General features: G+C 55.8%; 17 protein-coding genes, 1 tRNA gene and 1 pseudogene. 12 read left to right on the forward strand and 7 right to left on the reverse strand.

Annotated features, from left to right (window positions below; translation table 11 throughout):
- Positions 1 to 157 precede the first annotated feature (157 nt).
- The 7 genes from AB7M29_RS08395 (at position 158) to AB7M29_RS08425 (ending at position 5,638) form a co-directional block, all read left to right on the forward strand.
- Positions 158 to 1,141 carry an MBL fold metallo-hydrolase gene (locus AB7M29_RS08395; protein ID WP_454246693.1) on the forward strand — a complete coding sequence of 328 codons (984 nt, stop codon included), beginning with the start codon at positions 158 to 160 and terminating at the stop codon, positions 1,139 to 1,141.
- Positions 1,142 to 1,148: 7 nt separating this feature from the next.
- A complete protein-coding gene (locus AB7M29_RS08400) occupies positions 1,149 to 2,042 on the forward strand; it encodes an alpha/beta hydrolase (protein WP_454246694.1) in 894 nt (297 codons plus the stop codon).
- A 48-nt stretch (positions 2,043 to 2,090) separates the two neighbouring features.
- Entirely contained in the window at positions 2,091 to 2,501 is a 411-nt protein-coding gene (locus tag AB7M29_RS08405; protein WP_454246695.1) for a hypothetical protein, read from the forward strand.
- 55 nt (positions 2,502 to 2,556) lie between these two features.
- Positions 2,557 to 2,970, forward strand: a complete 414-nt coding sequence (locus tag AB7M29_RS08410) for a tautomerase family protein (RefSeq protein WP_123585015.1) — start codon at positions 2,557 to 2,559, stop codon at positions 2,968 to 2,970.
- Between the two features lie 230 nt (positions 2,971 to 3,200).
- Positions 3,201 to 3,821: a flavin reductase family protein gene (locus AB7M29_RS08415; RefSeq protein WP_123585014.1), complete on the forward strand. Its 621-nt coding sequence runs from the start codon at positions 3,201 to 3,203 to the stop codon at positions 3,819 to 3,821.
- 101 nt (positions 3,822 to 3,922) lie between these two features.
- On the forward strand, positions 3,923 to 4,819 hold the full coding sequence (locus AB7M29_RS08420; protein WP_454246696.1) for an alpha/beta hydrolase: 897 nt from the start codon (positions 3,923 to 3,925) through the stop codon (positions 4,817 to 4,819).
- Between the two features lie 30 nt (positions 4,820 to 4,849).
- On the forward strand, positions 4,850 to 5,638 hold the full coding sequence (locus tag AB7M29_RS08425; protein WP_454246697.1) for an enoyl-CoA hydratase/isomerase family protein: 789 nt from the start codon (positions 4,850 to 4,852) through the stop codon (positions 5,636 to 5,638).
- A gap of 230 nt (positions 5,639 to 5,868) precedes the next feature.
- Here AB7M29_RS08425 and AB7M29_RS08430 read toward each other — a convergent pair.
- A pseudogene (locus AB7M29_RS08430) lies at positions 5,869 to 6,006 on the reverse strand (IS5/IS1182 family transposase); the annotation flags it as partial.
- A 243-nt stretch (positions 6,007 to 6,249) separates the two neighbouring features.
- Here AB7M29_RS08430 and AB7M29_RS08435 point away from each other — a divergent pair.
- Positions 6,250 to 6,816 carry a nucleotidyltransferase family protein gene (locus tag AB7M29_RS08435; RefSeq protein WP_454246698.1) on the forward strand — a complete coding sequence of 189 codons (567 nt, stop codon included), beginning with the start codon at positions 6,250 to 6,252 and terminating at the stop codon, positions 6,814 to 6,816.
- A gap of 350 nt (positions 6,817 to 7,166) precedes the next feature.
- On the forward strand, positions 7,167 to 7,739 hold the full coding sequence (locus AB7M29_RS08440; RefSeq protein ID WP_454246699.1) for a hypothetical protein: 573 nt from the start codon (positions 7,167 to 7,169) through the stop codon (positions 7,737 to 7,739).
- Positions 7,740 to 7,914: 175 nt separating this feature from the next.
- On the opposite strand, the gene AB7M29_RS08445 is transcribed toward AB7M29_RS08440, so the two are convergent.
- From AB7M29_RS08445 to AB7M29_RS08470, 6 genes are all read right to left on the reverse strand, one after another.
- Positions 7,915 to 8,601, reverse strand: coding sequence for a hypothetical protein (locus AB7M29_RS08445; protein ID WP_454246700.1), 687 nt, complete (start codon positions 8,599 to 8,601; stop codon positions 7,915 to 7,917).
- A 301-nt stretch (positions 8,602 to 8,902) separates the two neighbouring features.
- Positions 8,903 to 9,373 carry a hypothetical protein gene (locus AB7M29_RS08450; protein WP_454246701.1) on the reverse strand — a complete coding sequence of 157 codons (471 nt, stop codon included), beginning with the start codon at positions 9,371 to 9,373 and terminating at the stop codon, positions 8,903 to 8,905.
- 228 nt (positions 9,374 to 9,601) lie between these two features.
- Positions 9,602 to 9,877: a hypothetical protein gene (locus AB7M29_RS08455; RefSeq protein ID WP_454246702.1), complete on the reverse strand. Its 276-nt coding sequence runs from the start codon at positions 9,875 to 9,877 to the stop codon at positions 9,602 to 9,604.
- Positions 9,874 to 10,854 carry an integrase domain-containing protein gene (locus tag AB7M29_RS08460; RefSeq protein ID WP_454246703.1) on the reverse strand — a complete coding sequence of 327 codons (981 nt, stop codon included), beginning with the start codon at positions 10,852 to 10,854 and terminating at the stop codon, positions 9,874 to 9,876. Before AB7M29_RS08460 ends, AB7M29_RS08455 begins: the two co-directional genes overlap by 4 nt.
- A 907-nt stretch (positions 10,855 to 11,761) precedes the next feature.
- Complete coding sequence (locus AB7M29_RS08465; protein ID WP_454246704.1) at positions 11,762 to 13,081, reverse strand: tyrosine-type recombinase/integrase; 1,320 nt, start codon at positions 13,079 to 13,081, stop codon at positions 11,762 to 11,764.
- Between the two features lie 162 nt (positions 13,082 to 13,243).
- Positions 13,244 to 13,328: transfer RNA gene (locus AB7M29_RS08470), tRNA-Leu, on the reverse strand.
- 107 nt (positions 13,329 to 13,435) lie between these two features.
- Here AB7M29_RS08470 and queA point away from each other — a divergent pair.
- Genes queA through yajC form a run of 3 tightly spaced genes read left to right on the forward strand, consistent with a single transcriptional unit; the run spans position 13,436 to position 15,994 of the window.
- Positions 13,436 to 14,485 carry a tRNA preQ1(34) S-adenosylmethionine ribosyltransferase-isomerase QueA gene (queA, locus tag AB7M29_RS08475; protein WP_048393697.1) on the forward strand — a complete coding sequence of 350 codons (1,050 nt, stop codon included), beginning with the start codon at positions 13,436 to 13,438 and terminating at the stop codon, positions 14,483 to 14,485.
- Positions 14,486 to 14,499: 14 nt separating this feature from the next.
- Positions 14,500 to 15,615, forward strand: a complete 1,116-nt coding sequence (gene tgt / locus AB7M29_RS08480) for a tRNA guanosine(34) transglycosylase Tgt (protein WP_019651852.1) — start codon at positions 14,500 to 14,502, stop codon at positions 15,613 to 15,615.
- Between the two features lie 43 nt (positions 15,616 to 15,658).
- Positions 15,659 to 15,994, forward strand: a complete 336-nt coding sequence (gene yajC, locus AB7M29_RS08485; RefSeq protein ID WP_007903559.1) for a preprotein translocase subunit YajC — start codon at positions 15,659 to 15,661, stop codon at positions 15,992 to 15,994.
- The last annotated feature ends 43 nt before the right edge of the window (positions 15,995 to 16,037 follow it).

Raw genomic sequence — 16,037 nt, forward strand, 5'->3', positions numbered from 1 at the left:
ATCTGGGCTTTTCAACACGGGTAACAGCGGCAATTCGGTGCTGCGTATGGCCGAAATGACGGTAACAGCGACTTGGCACGATGAGCTGGCGTTTCGCTGAAGATCATTACAGCTGTACGTACCTACATACCCACCACACACAATGGTTAGGAACACTATGAAATTCTCCACCATCACTTCGCGTACCCTGCTCGCGGTATCGTTAGCATTCGCGGGCACCTTCGCTGCTGTAGTACCGGCCCAAGCTGCAGCACCGATGCAGCACAAGCAGGTGCCGGGCTTCTATCGCACGATGATTGGCGACTATGAAGTCACTGCGCTCTATGACGGCGGCGGCAGTATCGACTCCAGCCTCCTACAAGGTGATCCCGCGCTCATTCAGTCCCTCTTGGCGCGCTCCTTCCAAAACGATCCCAAGCATGTTTCGGCAACCGTCCAAGGCTTCCTCGTTAACACCGGCTCCAAACTCGTTCTCATCGATACTGGTGCAGGCGGCCACTGGGGCCCTCCCACGCTGGGCAAGCTCGTGCAGAACTTGAAGGCCTCCGGCTACAAGCCGGAGCAGATTGACCTGGTTCTACTGACTCACCTTCACGCTGACCATGCTGGCGGTATCTACCAAAACGGGAAACGCGTCTTTCCGAACGCGACCGTGATGATGACGAAGGCCGACGCCGACTTCTGGCTGTCGAAGGAAATCATGGCCAATGCCCCGGAGGACGCAAAAATCTTCTTCAAGGTCGCACAGGATGGCGCCGCGCCTTATATCGCTGCGGGCAAATGGAAGCCGTACGAAGGCATGGCCGAAATCGTTCCCGGCATTGCACCGTATGCCATTCCCGGCCACACGCCCGGTCACACCGGCTACATGATTTCCTCAAAGGGTCAGTCGCTGCTCGTCTGGGGCGACGTTGCTCATGTTGGCGCCGTCCAGATGCCACACCCAGAAATCAGTATCGTCTTCGACTCAGACAGCGCATCGGCTGTCAAAACGCGTGAAGCCCTTTTGGTGAAACTCGCTGCGGATAAAACGATGATTGCCGCAGCCCACATGCCGTTCCCTGGCCTAGGCCGTCTTCGCAAAGCCGACAACGGCGCGGGCTACGACTGGGTACCGGCGACTTTCCTCGACCTGGAGTGAACTAACTATGACCTATGATTCAACTTCCATCCGTAAGCTCCGTGATGCGATGTTCGCCTTCGACTTTGCGCATCCCGTACGGACCATCGAGACGCTCCGCGTTGGCATGGAGGCAATTTCACAAGCAAACCCTCCGGCGGCTGACCTAATCGTCGAGACGACCGACCTCGGTGGCGTAGCGGCGGTGGCGATTACGGCTCCCGGCGCATCCAAAGATCGAGTCATCTACCATTTCCATGGTGGTGGCTGGGTGGCTGGCTCTCCTGCCTCGCATTTGGGCATGCTCGGAGAGCTGTCTCGAGCGGCGAAGTCCCAGGTCATCGTTCTGGACCACTCCAAGGCACCCGAGCACCCATTTCCAGCGTCCTACGACGAGTCCATCCGCGGCTACGAAGCACTGCGTGCGTTTGGCAAGCCGTTCGCCGTGACAGGTGACTCCAGTGGCGGTGGCATGGCTCTCAACGTTCTGGCCTATGCAGCCTCGAAGGGCCACAAGGACGCGCGAGCAGCGCTACTAATTAGCCCATGGGCAGACTTAACGCTGACGCTGCCCTCGTTAACGCAACTGGCTCACCGCGACCCAATGGTCAACGCGAGCGCGATGCGGGAGATGGTAGAGGCTTACGCTGGCAACCACGATTTGAAGGATCCGCGCATCTCACCCATGTTCGCCGACATGCACGGTTTTCCTCCGCTGCTCATACATGTCGGAAGCGACGAAGTACTTCTCGACGACGCGCTTGAAATTGACAGAAAGGTGCGCGCGGCCGGCGGCGAATCGCACCTTGAGGTCTGGCCGGAGATGCTGCACGTCTGGCACATTCAGACAGCCTCTTTACCTCAGGCCCACGACGCGCTCCAGAGAGCTGGCGAGTTTCTCGTCGGGCACCTCGCTGACTAGCACGCGCACGCACACTGCAAAACTGCAGACATTAGATAGGAGATTGTAATGACTACTGACACCAACCCACCGGGAACAGCATGGATGCAAATCGTAAAGAAAAAAGGAACCAGCGACTTCGCGACGTCGTTCACCGCTGACGCCAGCCTTCAGACCTCAGCCCTCAGTAAGGCCGTGGTCGGCCCGACACTCATCGGGGCATTTTTTGCCGCGACAAGTACGATGTACGAAGACTTCGTGTTCACCGCGGAGACGGTTGACGGTGCGAAGACTTACCTTGAGTGGGATGCCATCCACGGTGGTAAGCCGGTCGCCGGCACCACCATTGTCACTCGGAATGAGTCTGGCCTCGTCCACAATATCAAGCTCTTTCAAAGCCCGTTCCCCGTCGTTCGTGAGTTCTCGGCTGGCCTGAAAGAGCGACTCGAAGAAACACTCGGTCAAGACTTCTTTAGCTAAGCCGGGCCAATTCGTCGCCGCGTATTAGCTGAACAACACAACTGAGGAAACACTCATGCCAATTTTTCACGCCCACATTCCAGCTCAAAAATTCTCTAGCGAAGAGAAACGCGCGCTGGCGGATGCCTTGAATCTCGCTCTTCATGAAGCCATGGATACGCCCAAGGATGACCGTTTCGTCATCATCAGTGAGCACAAGGACGATGAGCTTTTCATCCATCCGACTTTTCCTGACATGAAGAGATCTGACAAGCGCATGGTCGTAACGGTGACGATAGGCACGAGCAGGACAGTGGAGCAGAAACGCAAGCTCGCGGAGTTGGTCACCCGTTACGCGGTAGAAAAGGTGGGCGTCAGCCAGGACGATATCAGCCTGATCATGTATGCCGTTCCCCTGGAGAACATGAGCTTCGGCGGTGGCAAGCTGGTCTCTGACATTGACCTCTCCATGCCTTGGGTAAACAAGTAAGAAATACGAAAGCCGCCCCGTTCTTTAGAAACGGCGCAGCAGAATTGACTCGAAACGAATGTCTCGTTCGTTTCTCAGGCGTGGGGCTCATGTGGCTCCGATCCGACACCATGTTCTGGACGGGTATCGGGATGAATGCAGCCATCACTTCGACCATGGTGTTGCGCACGCGCACTGAGCCGGAGGCACTGTAGCGGCAGTCCTTGCGCTCGTCCCAAAAGAGGTAAGCTATGACCGATTGGCATTTCTACGAACCGGCACAGGGACATTCCCTGCGGCACGATCCGCTCAACGCCATCGTCGCTCCGCGCCCGATCGGCTGGATCAGTACGGTCTCCAACGACGGCGTACGTAACCTTGCTCCCTACAGCTTTTTTAACCTATTCAGCTACAAGCCGCCGATTATCGGCTTTTGCTCGCTTGGCGCGAAGGACTCGCTCGCCAATGCGCGTGCGACCGGCGAGTTCGTATGGAATCTGGCGACGCGAGAACTCGCCGAGGCGATGAACGCCTCTGCGGAGATGGCGCCAGCGGACGTCGATGAATTCGAGTTGGCCAAGTTGGAGACGCTGCCCTCCGCAAAAGTACGGCCATCGCGCGTTGCGGCTAGCCCGGTGCAGTTCGAGTGCGTGGTCACCCAGATCGTGCAGCTTGAGGCGCAAGGCGGTGCGGCGCTCCCGGCGTGGCTGGTGTTGGGCGAAGTAATAGCGATCCACATTGACCAGCAACTGATCAAAGACGGCGTGTATCAGACTGCGCAGGCGCGCCCGATCCTGCGCGGAGGTGGGCCGGCCGACTATTTCGAAATCGGCGCGGAGCAGCTCTTCACGCTTGAGCGACCAGGCAATTGACCTGGCATCGAGTGACCGAGGCAAAAGGGTGGAAGGCATGAACTGCCGCTGCGCATAGGGTTTACGGCGCCGCCTGACCTCTTTCTACAAGGAGAACTTCCATGTTTCGACGTACCGATATCGCGTTCGAAGCCGAGGGCGGCGTCACGCTGCGCGGCTGGCTCTATATTCCCACCGGCGGCACCGCCCCCTATCCTGCCATCACGATGGCGCATGGTTATGCCGGCGTGAAGGAGCACGGCCTGGAGCCATTCGCTGAGAAATTTGCCTCCAACGGCTTTGTCGTCCTCCTGCACGATCACCGCAATTTCGGCGCCAGCGAAGGCACGCCGCGCCAGGATATCGACCCATGGTGTCAGATCGCCGATTGGCGGCGCGCGATCAGCTTCCTCGAAGACCAGGACGCCGTCGACGCGAAGCGCATCGGCTTATGGGGCACGAGCTATTCCGGCGGTCACGCACTCGTGCTTGGCGCAACCGAACGCCGCTTGCGTGCGGTCGTCGCGCAGGTGCCGACGATCAGCGGCTTCGAGCAAGGACTGCGCCGCATTCCGCCCGATGCTGTCGCCGCCATCGAGGATGCCTTCACGGCGGACGAGCGCGCGCAAGCACGCGGCGAGCCGCCGCGTAGGCAGGCAATCGTCAGCGCCGATCCGGCCGTCCCTGCTTCGTATCGCACCAAGGAAGCCATCGAGTTCTATCTGCAGCCCGTACCCGACGGCGCCTGGGAGAACAGCGTCACGGTGCGCTCGACGCGCGCTGCGCGCATGTACGAACCGGGCACGTGGATTGCGCGCGTGTCCCCCACGCCGCTGCTGATGGTCGTCGCGCTGCAGGACACGATCACGCTGACCGATCTTGAGCTGGCCGCCTACGAGCGTGCCGTTGAGCCAAAGCGCCTCGTGACGATTCCCGGCGGCCACTTCGATCCGTACATCACCAGATTCGATCAATCAAGTACCGCCGCGCTGGACTGGTTCAAGGAACGCCTCTCCTAACCTCAACTTGCGACAACGCAGGAGCCCGACATGTCTCATCTCACCCATACCATCGAGAACGGCATAGCAACGATCATTCTTGATCGCTCGCCGCAAAACCGCATCGACGACCAGATGGTTGACGAACTGGCTACGGCAGTCAGCGCGATCGAACGCAGTGACGCACGCGTCGTGCTGGTGCGCGCCGAAGGCGAGAGCTTCAGCTTTGGCGGCGACATCACGTCCTGGCCCGATGACACCCCCCGCCAGTTGCGTGCACGCTTCGAGGGTTACATGGACGTCTTCAATCGCTTCGAACGTCTGCCCTTGCCTGTCATCGCCGTGGTGCAAGGCTTGTGCGCAGGCGGTGGTTTCGAACTGGCGTTGCGTGCCGATGTAATCTTTGCCGCCGAAAGCGCAACATTCTGCCATCCGGAACAGTCGCTTGCCTTAGTGACCCTGTTGGGCGGCATATGCCGCGTCGCCGAGCGCGCAGGACGCGTACGTGCCATGGAATGGGCGCTGACTTCCGAGCGTGTCCCCGCAGCGACAATGGAGCGCTTCGGGGTAATCAACCACGTTGTCGCCGATGCCGAACTGCTTACAGCGGCGCATGCCTTCGCCGCGAAGTTCGTGCATGGCCCCACACGCGCCCACGCCGCTCACAAGGCCTTGCTGCGCGCCTGGGCCAACGGCGGTGTCCAGGCGGCCGACGATGTGATGTTCAACATTGCCATGCCCTTATTCGAGACAGAAGACGTGAAGAACGGGCTTGCTTCGGCCATCAAGGCCCTGAAGGCCGGTACGCCGCGTCTGGAGCTCGAATTCAAGGGTCGTTGATTTCCGCTACGCAAACCGAGTCAAGGAACGGAACATGCAGGAATTGCTGGCGCGGGTGGTCGAGGCGCATGAGAGGATCGGTGCGCTGGAAGCGGCATGAACCGCACAGCGTCACTATCGTTACCGGGGCGCACTACGGGCGCTGGAGGCACTGGTTCATGATGTCAATCCGCGTACCGTTTCTGTGCGCATGCACATCCGAACGGGTCGCGATTGAAACGCTCCAGGGTGAAGTCGTGCAAGAGCGCAGGGATGCGCGGTTCGAGACACCGATCAATGCTGCGCAGAAGGTGATTGGCTGGGATGTGATCTTCAAGGTGGAACGAGTAAAACAGCCGTTCCTGCCCACTCGATAACTGTCCCATCATGCTGCGTGCTTCCCTGCTGGCCAATGTAGAGATTTTGCCGCAGGCCAGGCAGGGGAGTTACTTTTTCAACAGAATCGGCCGATTTCAGCCCTTCGTGACAGGCAGAAATCGACCCCTAACTGCCGCTCGCAACCGGCAGAGATAACCCCGTATGCGAGCGAGAAGCACAGTCATTTCGCGAATTTTGCGTACCGCTGAGGTATCGTCGCCCCCCCAGAATTAGATCGATCTCAAAGGATGAAGATGACATTGACTGTCGAAGATTTGGTCCGGGTGGCAATGGCCAATCCAATAAACGCTGAAATCACCTCACGCTTGCCTGCGCTCGGTTTAGGTCAGTGCATGCTTACGGCTGGTTGCTTGTTCCAAGCCATTTGGAATCATCGGTCGCGGCTGCCGCCAGCATGGGGAGTGAAGGATTACGACGTCTTTTACTTCGATGATGATTTGTCCTGGGAGGCCGAGGATGAGGTTATCCATTCAGTTCGGCGTCTGTTTCAGGACCTCGATGTAAATGTCGAGATCAAGAACCAGGCTCGCGTCCACCTTTGGTACAGCCAGCGATTTGGCGGGTCCTATCCTCAGCTTGATTCAACTAAAGACGGTATCGATCGATATCTGATTGCAGGTACGTGCATTGGTCTGGATGTGGACACTGGCGAAGTCTACTCTCCCAATGGGCTAGGCGACACGGATCAAGGGATTCTCCGTATAAACCCGAGAAATCCAAAACCAGACTTGTTTGCTCAGAAGGCGAAAAGTTATCAAGCTCGCTGGCCTTGGCTCAGGATTATCGATTCCAGTATTTGATAAAGATCGCACACCTTCCCAGTACGATTGTGTCGCCAGGCGCCGATTTATTGCCGGCTTTGAATGACCTCTTCTGGCCGTTTTCTACCTGTCGCGACGGGCCGCAAACGACCCGAAGCGGTCATTCGTAGAGTCGCTCTTGCAAGTTGCTCGCTTATTTTCGATGCCAACTCTCGATACGCGCAATAGTGCAATCCATGAGCTCTACAATTTGGCGAGCGGCAGGTCTTCGTCCCGACATGCGCGATAGTATTTTGATCTAAGCGTTTCTAATTTACCGGAATTTTCTGGTCTACACTCGCATTAGCATATCTCGATCACAATACACAGGTATCAACTGAGGTTAGGTTATGTCCGATGACGGCTATGGACGCAGCAGGACAAGTATTTTTTTTCCAGTTTTCAGCATAGGGCAGGCAAAACTGGTGATTGTGTTGCTTCTCCTTTTACTGGTAATGGTCAGCGCCCTTGTGCCCGATACGGCTAAGGGGGGGTGGTTGCTGGTCCAGCAGATGATTTTGGTTTGTTACAAGGATATTGGGAGCATTAGTGAAGGCTCAAGGTATCCATTGGTAATAATGGTTAGTTTTTCTATGGCGATTATTTTGTCATGGGTTGCTGCTATTGTGATGTCATTGACTCGTCTTCACATGCATGCTTTACAACCTATTGAGAGTAAAAGCTATCTTGTAAGGGTTTTGAGCGTCGGGTTCATGCTAATGCTTTTGTTGGTCCCGCTGTTTCAAGTGTTGCCAAGTAGTGATCTACGTTACTCATATCATGTGCTTAAGACGATGTCGGGAAATCGATTATTGATAACTGGTGGGAGCGTTGCGTATTTTCTGCTCTCTTTGACGTTTTGGGTGTGGATTTTATTTGAGTTTTCTAACTTGCTGGGCCGGAGGTCGCCAACACGTAATTGAACTCTGCCATGGCCAAGCAGCAAGTCGCTGACCGTTTGCAGCCGATCGCAACTGGCTGCTTCTGGCCGTTTTCTGCCGATTGCGCGATCGGCCGGCTTGGGTCGATTACTGCCCCTCCCGACAAGCAGCGTTTGGCCAACTCCTGCCATTAGTGACGAGCGAGAGGCGCGTGCATTTAGCAGCTATCGTCATTGGCCAACTTTTTCAGGGCATTTCTCCATACCTCTACACATCGGTCCGGGTCACTGCCTAGAGCCAGGTTTTGGTGATATAGACTTTTTGAAATTTTGTGCAGCGTTACTCTGAAGTAATTTTTCTCAACATCTTTAAATGGAATAATGAAGAAGCTGCATAAATTAAGAAATTCTGGTTGGTGGGGCATAGTTTCCAAAGAAAAATCACCACCACTTTGTTGTATTTTGTTTTTGCTTTCTTGGAGGTGTGCCCAGTAATTTTGATCCTCTAGCCCTAGCAGGTTCACTCCAACCGCAATTAATAAATCATATTTTTTCTCTGATTTTTTTGGCGTTCTACGTATATTGGAGAACGCCCAGTTTTCTGCACTTTTCCCAGCGTGTCGATTTGCAATATTTATACGTGCACATTTTATTTCGAAAGTTAAGTTTCCATTTGGGGTTTTAATATGCCCATCACCAGGATCAAGGCAAATTGGATTGGTATTTGAGTATTTTATATCCGCATCACCATAACGCCCTACCGGAACGAATATTTCGTCCGTGGTGTATCCTGCGCAATTCATAAGAAAATTTTTGGTGATGATTTTCCCAAGTATATCGCCGTCCAAGTAGCGCGAGTACTCTGCTTCTTCCGATGGTGCATTTTTATCTAAGAAGCCTGCCATTTTATCTCCTGCCAACTATTGTCGGGCGACGCTGCCGTCATAACACCCTATTGAATCTCGAGTAACTTTTCTTTCCATACCTTAACTAGCTGATTTCATTAAGCAAGTAGCGTGAAGCGTCACTCGCCTCAGCGACGGGCGCGACATAGGAGAGCAGAAGCTGATTCGCCGTCTGCCGGCAGATCCTGTCAGAACTACAGTTTCGCCAATATCTTCAAATGCAAAAAAACTGCCCCTGTTTGCTCTGCAAAGCCATCCTAAAGCCCGATGTCACCGCCGGCGGTGGCTACATGAGCATAACTTATGTAGAACTGCTGGATGCTATATAATATTTGTGCAGCGTCAGCGCATTCAAGATAGCATCTCTCTCCCATGGCCTTCTGTGCGGTTCAATGTCATTTAATATAAATTTCTCGCCTTTCCAAGTCAGCTCGCTCACTGAACTGCCTGCGTCTAATTGGCCTGACAAATATTGCATTACATGGCAAAGCTCATGGATAAGCATCTCTACTGCATCATTGCTCGATGAAAACACCATCTTTATAAGAAACCAGTTTTTGTTGTTTGTATTTCTGGTGCAACATGTGCAGTCAATGACTGAGGTCGCATCCATGATTGATATTTTTGCAGCGCTTAGCACTCCTTCGTTTAACTCCGTATAAATCACCAGAAGCCTTGACTCAAGTGAGTTTATTACGCTGTAGAATTTATTGCGGAGACGCACGTCCCTAAATCTGTCATTGTCGTCATGCTCAATAAATACTATATCCATATGCAACTCCAGTGCATAATGCAATACTAGCTCAGTACTGAGTAATAATATTTACATGTGCTCGGTAGAAAATATTCATCATTCTCTTGTCTACTTTTGACTAGTTCCGGGTATTGTGATGGTCAGGGGCCGCTACACCATGGGCGGTACCGGCAGTAAACCAAGCATAGCACCTCATTTTCGATCGTTCCGGTCACCGGCTGCTTTTGGCCGTTTTCTGACCTTCGCTTAGGGGTTGAACTGCCAGGATTTTCCTAGACGATGAGTGAGTAATTGCATGGTCAGCAAATAGTAATAGCGCGTCGATTCAGTGCGCTGGTTTAGATGCTGATTCAAAAACCACGCAAGGTGTTTTCTCTGCCAAGTCCATGGATTGTCGCATTGCCAGCGCTCAGCGATCGCTGTTTGGATAGTCTTCGCCTGACGCAGGTGGCGTTGGCGTGTGGTATGTGACCCGGTCAAGACGCCCGCCAGGAACAGCTCCATATCGAATGCCGTGTTCATGCTCGACCACCAATGTAAGCCGATACCACGCCGATACGGCCGTGCCCCAGCTCATAGCTGATTTGTACTCGGGCCTCCTGATCGAGGTGTCGGATGAGCTGATAGCAATGGCCACCGTTGATAGGCGCGGGATGATGGGTGATTTGCTCGTAACGTTCGCATGCATAGGCTGCCCGCAATTCATGGAATCCTTTGAGGTTGTGCTTATGGAGGATGTCCCGTGCGGGGCCGACGATTCCCTGCAAGAAATCGAGGTAGCGTTCGTTCGGTGCAAGCAGGTTGCGGCTATCGTCGGGCGAGACCTTTTCGGCAAACCTCAGTGCGTCACGAATATGATCATCCTCCCTGATCCAGCGAGGTGCTGACGCGCCTGAACGGCCACCTTTGGTACCGTCCTGGATGTTGATCTTGCCGTATTGTTCGGCCTCATGCTTCAAGCGCGGAAGGTCGGCCAAAATCGCCTCGCGTAAGCGCATGCCTGTGGCTCGGGCCAGCTGCACGATGGCAGCCGCGCGCGGCAGTTGGTATTCGCAGAGCGCCTCGACGATCCGCTTCAACTGTTCACGATCCTGGCCTTGCGGGGCTGCTGTGCGGACGGTTGTGCGTTGCAGTCCTAAAGCCTTGCTCGGACTCGACACCTTCACATACTGATCACCTCGCAGCGCGGCCATGGTCCGATTCACACTGGATAATCGGTTTTGCGCAGTCGCGATAGCGAGCTCACCTTGTTCAACTTGCTTACGCAAATGTCCGACGTAGTCCTGCAAGGTCTGCCGATCAATTTGTCGCGCATCGTTAAACCCTGGTCCATCCTCCGACCGACACCACCGCACAAACACCTGCCACCGATCGCTGTGTGCTTTGACTGTCCCGTAATGCCCACCGCCAAATAGATCTTTGAGAGCCTGCGGCCCGGCATAACTCAGTTGCCGACCATAGCCAAAATTGCGCCCGTCCCGTCTACCGACCAATGCCATGATCAAACTCCTCTCGAAGCCAAACCTTTGAAGCCTTCCCCACGTCATCCCGCCATGGATGTTGAGTGTTATCAGGGATCAAGGCCCCTGCGACCTGTGAGGGTTGTCCACTGACGCGGGACTGACGGCTCTTTACGACCGGGAGCATGGGCATCTCATGATCTGGCCTCCTGAACACTTCCGGAGAAGTGGGCGGGTGGAGGCTGCACTGGCTGACGAGACCAACGCCGCGAGATCCTGAGTCGGGTGAAGGCAGTGAAGCGATGATCGGGGCATACCTGACTGTCAGTCAGGTGCAGTCCATTCCGTGGGCTGCGGCACCATCATCTGCATCGCTGTTGCTGGTGACGTCGGTGTTTGTCACGCCGATTGTCACTAGGGGAAATGCCGCAAAGCCTTGTACGAGTTGGGCTGCAGCAGCGGTAGGAGCGCCCGTCTCTTTCCGGGAGAAAGAGACGGGCGCAGGTTGGCGCAAGGAAATGGCCAAGCGAATAGGTTGCTGCAGGGCAGCTATGAAAGGGGGTGAGTTGCCGCAGTGGGCACACTGGTAAAAGTAGGCATCCATCACATCGCTGTGACCGTGCGAGCCGCCGGACGCTAATCGCACTTTGGGAGAACCACCACGGTGTGGCGTAGCCTTAGAGGTTCTGGCTACCTGGGTTGCTGTCAACGACAGCGTTTGCACGATCTTTTCTACGCGATCCGATAGACAGGGTCAATGCTCGATTTTTCGAGAATTCTGCGGCTGCGAATGGCATAAGCCGTCTATGGAAATCCGCGGTTTCTAGAAGACGGTTACGCTGATTTTTAGCTTTTTCAAGTGAGGCCCTTCCAAGCAGGGCGGCTTTGCAGCCCTGCTTGGAAGGGCCCGCGTGGAAGGCAAAGCTGTGGAGATTTCACTGACGTGTTAGCGCTGGAATGCGCCACGCTCATCTTCCAAGGCGCTGATGCCACCACTGGCCGAGTTAACTCCGAGAAGCTCCGAAGACTTACGCGACAGAAACTGATTAACCCGCGTATCAAACTGATCCCGCAGGCTCGCCGTAATCCCAACCCTGAGCGCATCGAGATAATCGGCATACCACTGCATCATGATCCGCCGTTGCGTCAGGTACAGCGCCTGGTTGTACTCCCCAGCAATTCCACCCTCGACATGAGCCAGTTGACTTTCAACATGATCCTTCAGCCACCCATGTTCGCGCAGCAGCGTGCTCGCGGTGTGGCGAACGCCATGGCTCACCATCCGCCCTTTATAGCCAATCTTGGCAAACACCAGATTGATCGTGTTCTCGCTGATGACGGGCCGTTTCTCACCACTACCCGGAAACAGGTAGCGGCTGCGTCCAGTGCATTGGTGCAGCTTGATCAGCATCGCGATCAGTTGATGAGGTAGGGGACTGACATAGTCCCGGCGCATCTTCATGCGTTCAGCCGGTATGGTCCACGTCCCTTCTTCAAAATCGATTTCATCCCACGTCGCATACCGAACCATGCCGGGTCGGCTCGCCGTCAGTATTGCCATCCACGAAGCAATCCTCGACGGCAACCGGCTGGTGGTCTTGCTCAGCGCCTGAAGAAATTCCGGCAGCTCGCTTTCACGTAAATGCGGATAGTGCTCAGGGGAAGGCGGCGCCAACGCGATGGCGTGAAGTTCTGAAGCCGGATTGTGTTCGCACAACCCCCGCGCAATCGCCTGACTGAAAATCTGCTTGAGCCAGGTCCGAGCCTTGTCTGCCACATTGAACGCCCCGCGCTTTTCGATGCTGGCCTGCAACTTCGCGCAGTCGGCGCGAGTAATGTGCTCCAGCTGCATCTCGCCGAGTGCCGGTAGCAGATCCTTGTCGAGGTAGTCGCGAATCTTCTTTAGCGTCGCATGGCTGCGGCCGGAGTCGGCCTTGAACTGATACCAGTACTCCGTAGCTCGCCTGAAGGTGTTGAGCCCAGCCTCCCGTTGCTGCTGCTTGTCATCCCGGCGTTTGGCTCCAGGATTGGTTCCTTCCTTGAGCAGCTTGCGGCATTCGGCAGCCCGTTCGCGAGCTTCCTGCAAGGAGATGCTCGGGTAGACGCCCAATGACATGCGCGCCGGGCGACCACGATACGAATAGCGGAAATGCCAGTACTTGTGGCCGTTCGGCTGGACTAGAAGGGCAAGACCCGAACTATCACTCAGCGTGTATTGCTTGTCGGCAGGCTTGGACGCTTTGACTTGCAAGGCAGTGAGGGGCATGGCTGTACACCTCCGGTTCTCGAACTGGAATCTGTACAGAAAATGTACCAAAAAGAGGCTGGCTTGCAAGGGACGGAGATGGAACCCCAGAGACCAAAAAGCCCGCAGTTAGCGGGCTCTAGGGTGTTGCGTAGACGCTGGTAGTCGTCTATGTACTGCAAATGGTGCCCCGAGGGAGACTCGAACTCCCACTCCTTTCGAAAACGGATTTTGAATCCGCCGCGTCTACCAATTCCGCCATCAGGGCTCAATGGCGGCGAAGTATAGAGATGAGATAACCGTTGGTCAATCAGGTACATGGAGAATTTTTGATATTTCCGCTAGACTTCCCGGCCCTGCTAGACGAACCCCATCATGCGCGTTGCTGACTTTACCTTTGAGCTCCCTGATTCGCTGATTGCTCGCCATCCTTTGGCTGAGCGTCGCGGTAGTCGCCTGTTGACCCTGGACGGGGTCAGCGGCGCCCTGGCGCACCGTCAATTCACTGATTTGCTCGAGCATTTGCGCCCGGGCGATTTGATGGTGTTCAACAATACCCGGGTGATTCCGGCGCGGCTGTTTGGCCAGAAGGCTTCCGGCGGCAAGCTGGAAATCCTGGTGGAGCGGGTGCTCGACAGTCATCGCGTGCTGGCGCATGTGCGCTCCAGCAAATCGCCGAAACCGGGTTCGAAGATCCTGATCGACGGCGGTGGCGAGGCCGAGATGCTGGCGCGTCACGATGCGTTGTTCGAGCTGGGGTTTGCCGAAGAGGTGTTGCCGTTGCTCGACCGTGTCGGGCACATGCCGTTGCCTCCTTATATAGATCGCCCGGATGAAGGCTCGGACCGCGAGCGTTATCAGACGGTGTACGCCGAGCGCCTGGGCGCGGTGGCGGCGCCGACGGCGGGGCTGCATTTCGATCAGCCGCTGATGGAGGCGATTGCCGCCAAGGGCATCGAGACTGCGTTCGTGACCTTGCACGTGGGTGCGGGCACGTTCCAGCCAGTGCGCGTCGAGAAGATTGAAGATCACCACATGCACAGTGAGTGGCTGGAAGTCGGTCAGGACGTGGTCGATGCCGTCGAAGCCTGCCGCGCTCGCGGTGGTCGCGTGGTGGCCGTGGGGACTACCAGCGTGCGTTCTCTGGAAAGCGCCGCGCGCGATGGCGTGCTCAAGCCGTTCAGTGGCGACACCGACATCTTTATCTACCCGGGCCGGCCGTTTCATGTGGTCGATGCCCTGGTCACCAACTTCCATTTGCCTGAATCCACGTTGTTGATGCTGGTTTCGGCATTCGCCGGTTATCCCGAGACCATGGCCGCCTATAAAGCCGCCGTCGACAACGAATACCGCTTTTTCAGCTACGGTGATGCGATGTTTATCACCCGTAACCCCGCACCACGTGGCCCCGAGGAAACAGAATGAGTCGCCAAAGTCGTATGTCGTTTGAGTTACTTGCTACTGACGGCAAGGCTCGTCGCGGTCGTTTGACCTTCCCGCGTGGTACCGTCGAGACCCCGGCCTTCATGCCGGTGGGCACGTACGGCACGGTCAAGGGCATGCTGCCGCGGGATATCGTCGCCACTGGCGCGGAAATCATTCTGGGCAACACCTTCCACTTGTGGCTGCGTCCTGGCACCGAAGTGATCAAGAAGCACGGCGACCTGCACGATTTCATGCAGTGGAAAGGCCCGATTTTGACCGACTCCGGCGGTTTTCAGGTGTTCAGCCTGGGCGCGATGCGCAAGATCAAGGAGGAGGGCGTGACCTTCGCTTCTCCGGTCGATGGCGCCAAAGTGTTCATGGGCCCGGAAGAGTCGATGCAGGTCCAACGCGATCTGGGCTCGGACATCGTGATGATTTTCGACGAATGCACCCCGTACCCGGCCGATGAAGACGTCGCTCGCGTCTCGATGGAGCTGTCGTTGCGCTGGGCCCAGCGTTCGAAAAATGCCCATGGCGACAACACGGCGGCGCTGTTCGGCATCGTTCAGGGCGGTATGCACCAGGATTTGCGTATGCGTTCCCTGGAAGGCCTCGACAAAATCGGCTTCGACGGCCTGGCCATCGGCGGTCTGTCGGTGGGCGAGCCCAAGCACGAGATGATCAAGGTGCTGGATTACCTGCCGGGCCAGATGCCGGCTGACAAACCTCGTTACCTTATGGGCGTTGGCAAACCGGAAGATCTGGTTGAGGGTGTGCGCCGCGGTGTGGACATGTTCGATTGCGTGATGCCAACCCGTAATGCCCGCAATGGGCATCTGTTCATTGATACAGGCGTGCTGAAGATCCGTAACGCGTTCCATCGCCATGATGATTCGCCGCTGGATCCAACCTGCGATTGCTACACCTGCCAGAACTTCTCCCGTGCTTATCTGCACCATCTGGACAAGTGCGGCGAAATGCTGGGTAGCATGTTGAATACCATCCACAATTTGCGCCATTACCAGGTGCTTATGGCTGGTTTGCGCGAGGCTATTCAACAGGGTACATTGGCCGCCTTTGTCGATGCCTTCTACGCCAAACGCGGGTTACCTGTTCCGCCTTTGGACTGAGTTTTCTGACCCCAAGATTCAACATTTGCAACTGGAGTGCTAAATGAGCTTTTTTATCTCTAATGCCATGGCTGACGCCGCTGCACCTGCTGCGGGCCCAATGGGCGGCGGCTTTGAGTGGATTTTCCTGGTCGGTTTCCTGGTCATCTTCTACCTGATGATCTGGCGTCCACAGGCCAAGCGCGCCAAAGAGCAGAAAACCCTGCTGGGCAGCCTGCAAAAAGGTGACGAAGTTGTGACCACCGGTGGTATCGCCGGCAAGATCACCAAAGTGTCCGACGACTTCGTAGTTCTGGAAGTCTCCGACACCGTCGAAATGAAATTCCAGAAAGGCGCCATCGCCGCCACGCTGCCAAAAGGCACGCTCAAAGCGATCTAAGTTTCAAATTCTACTCAATCGACGGGGCGCGCAAGGCGCCCCG

This window comes from Pseudomonas sp. F-14 TE3623, assembly GCF_053629015.1.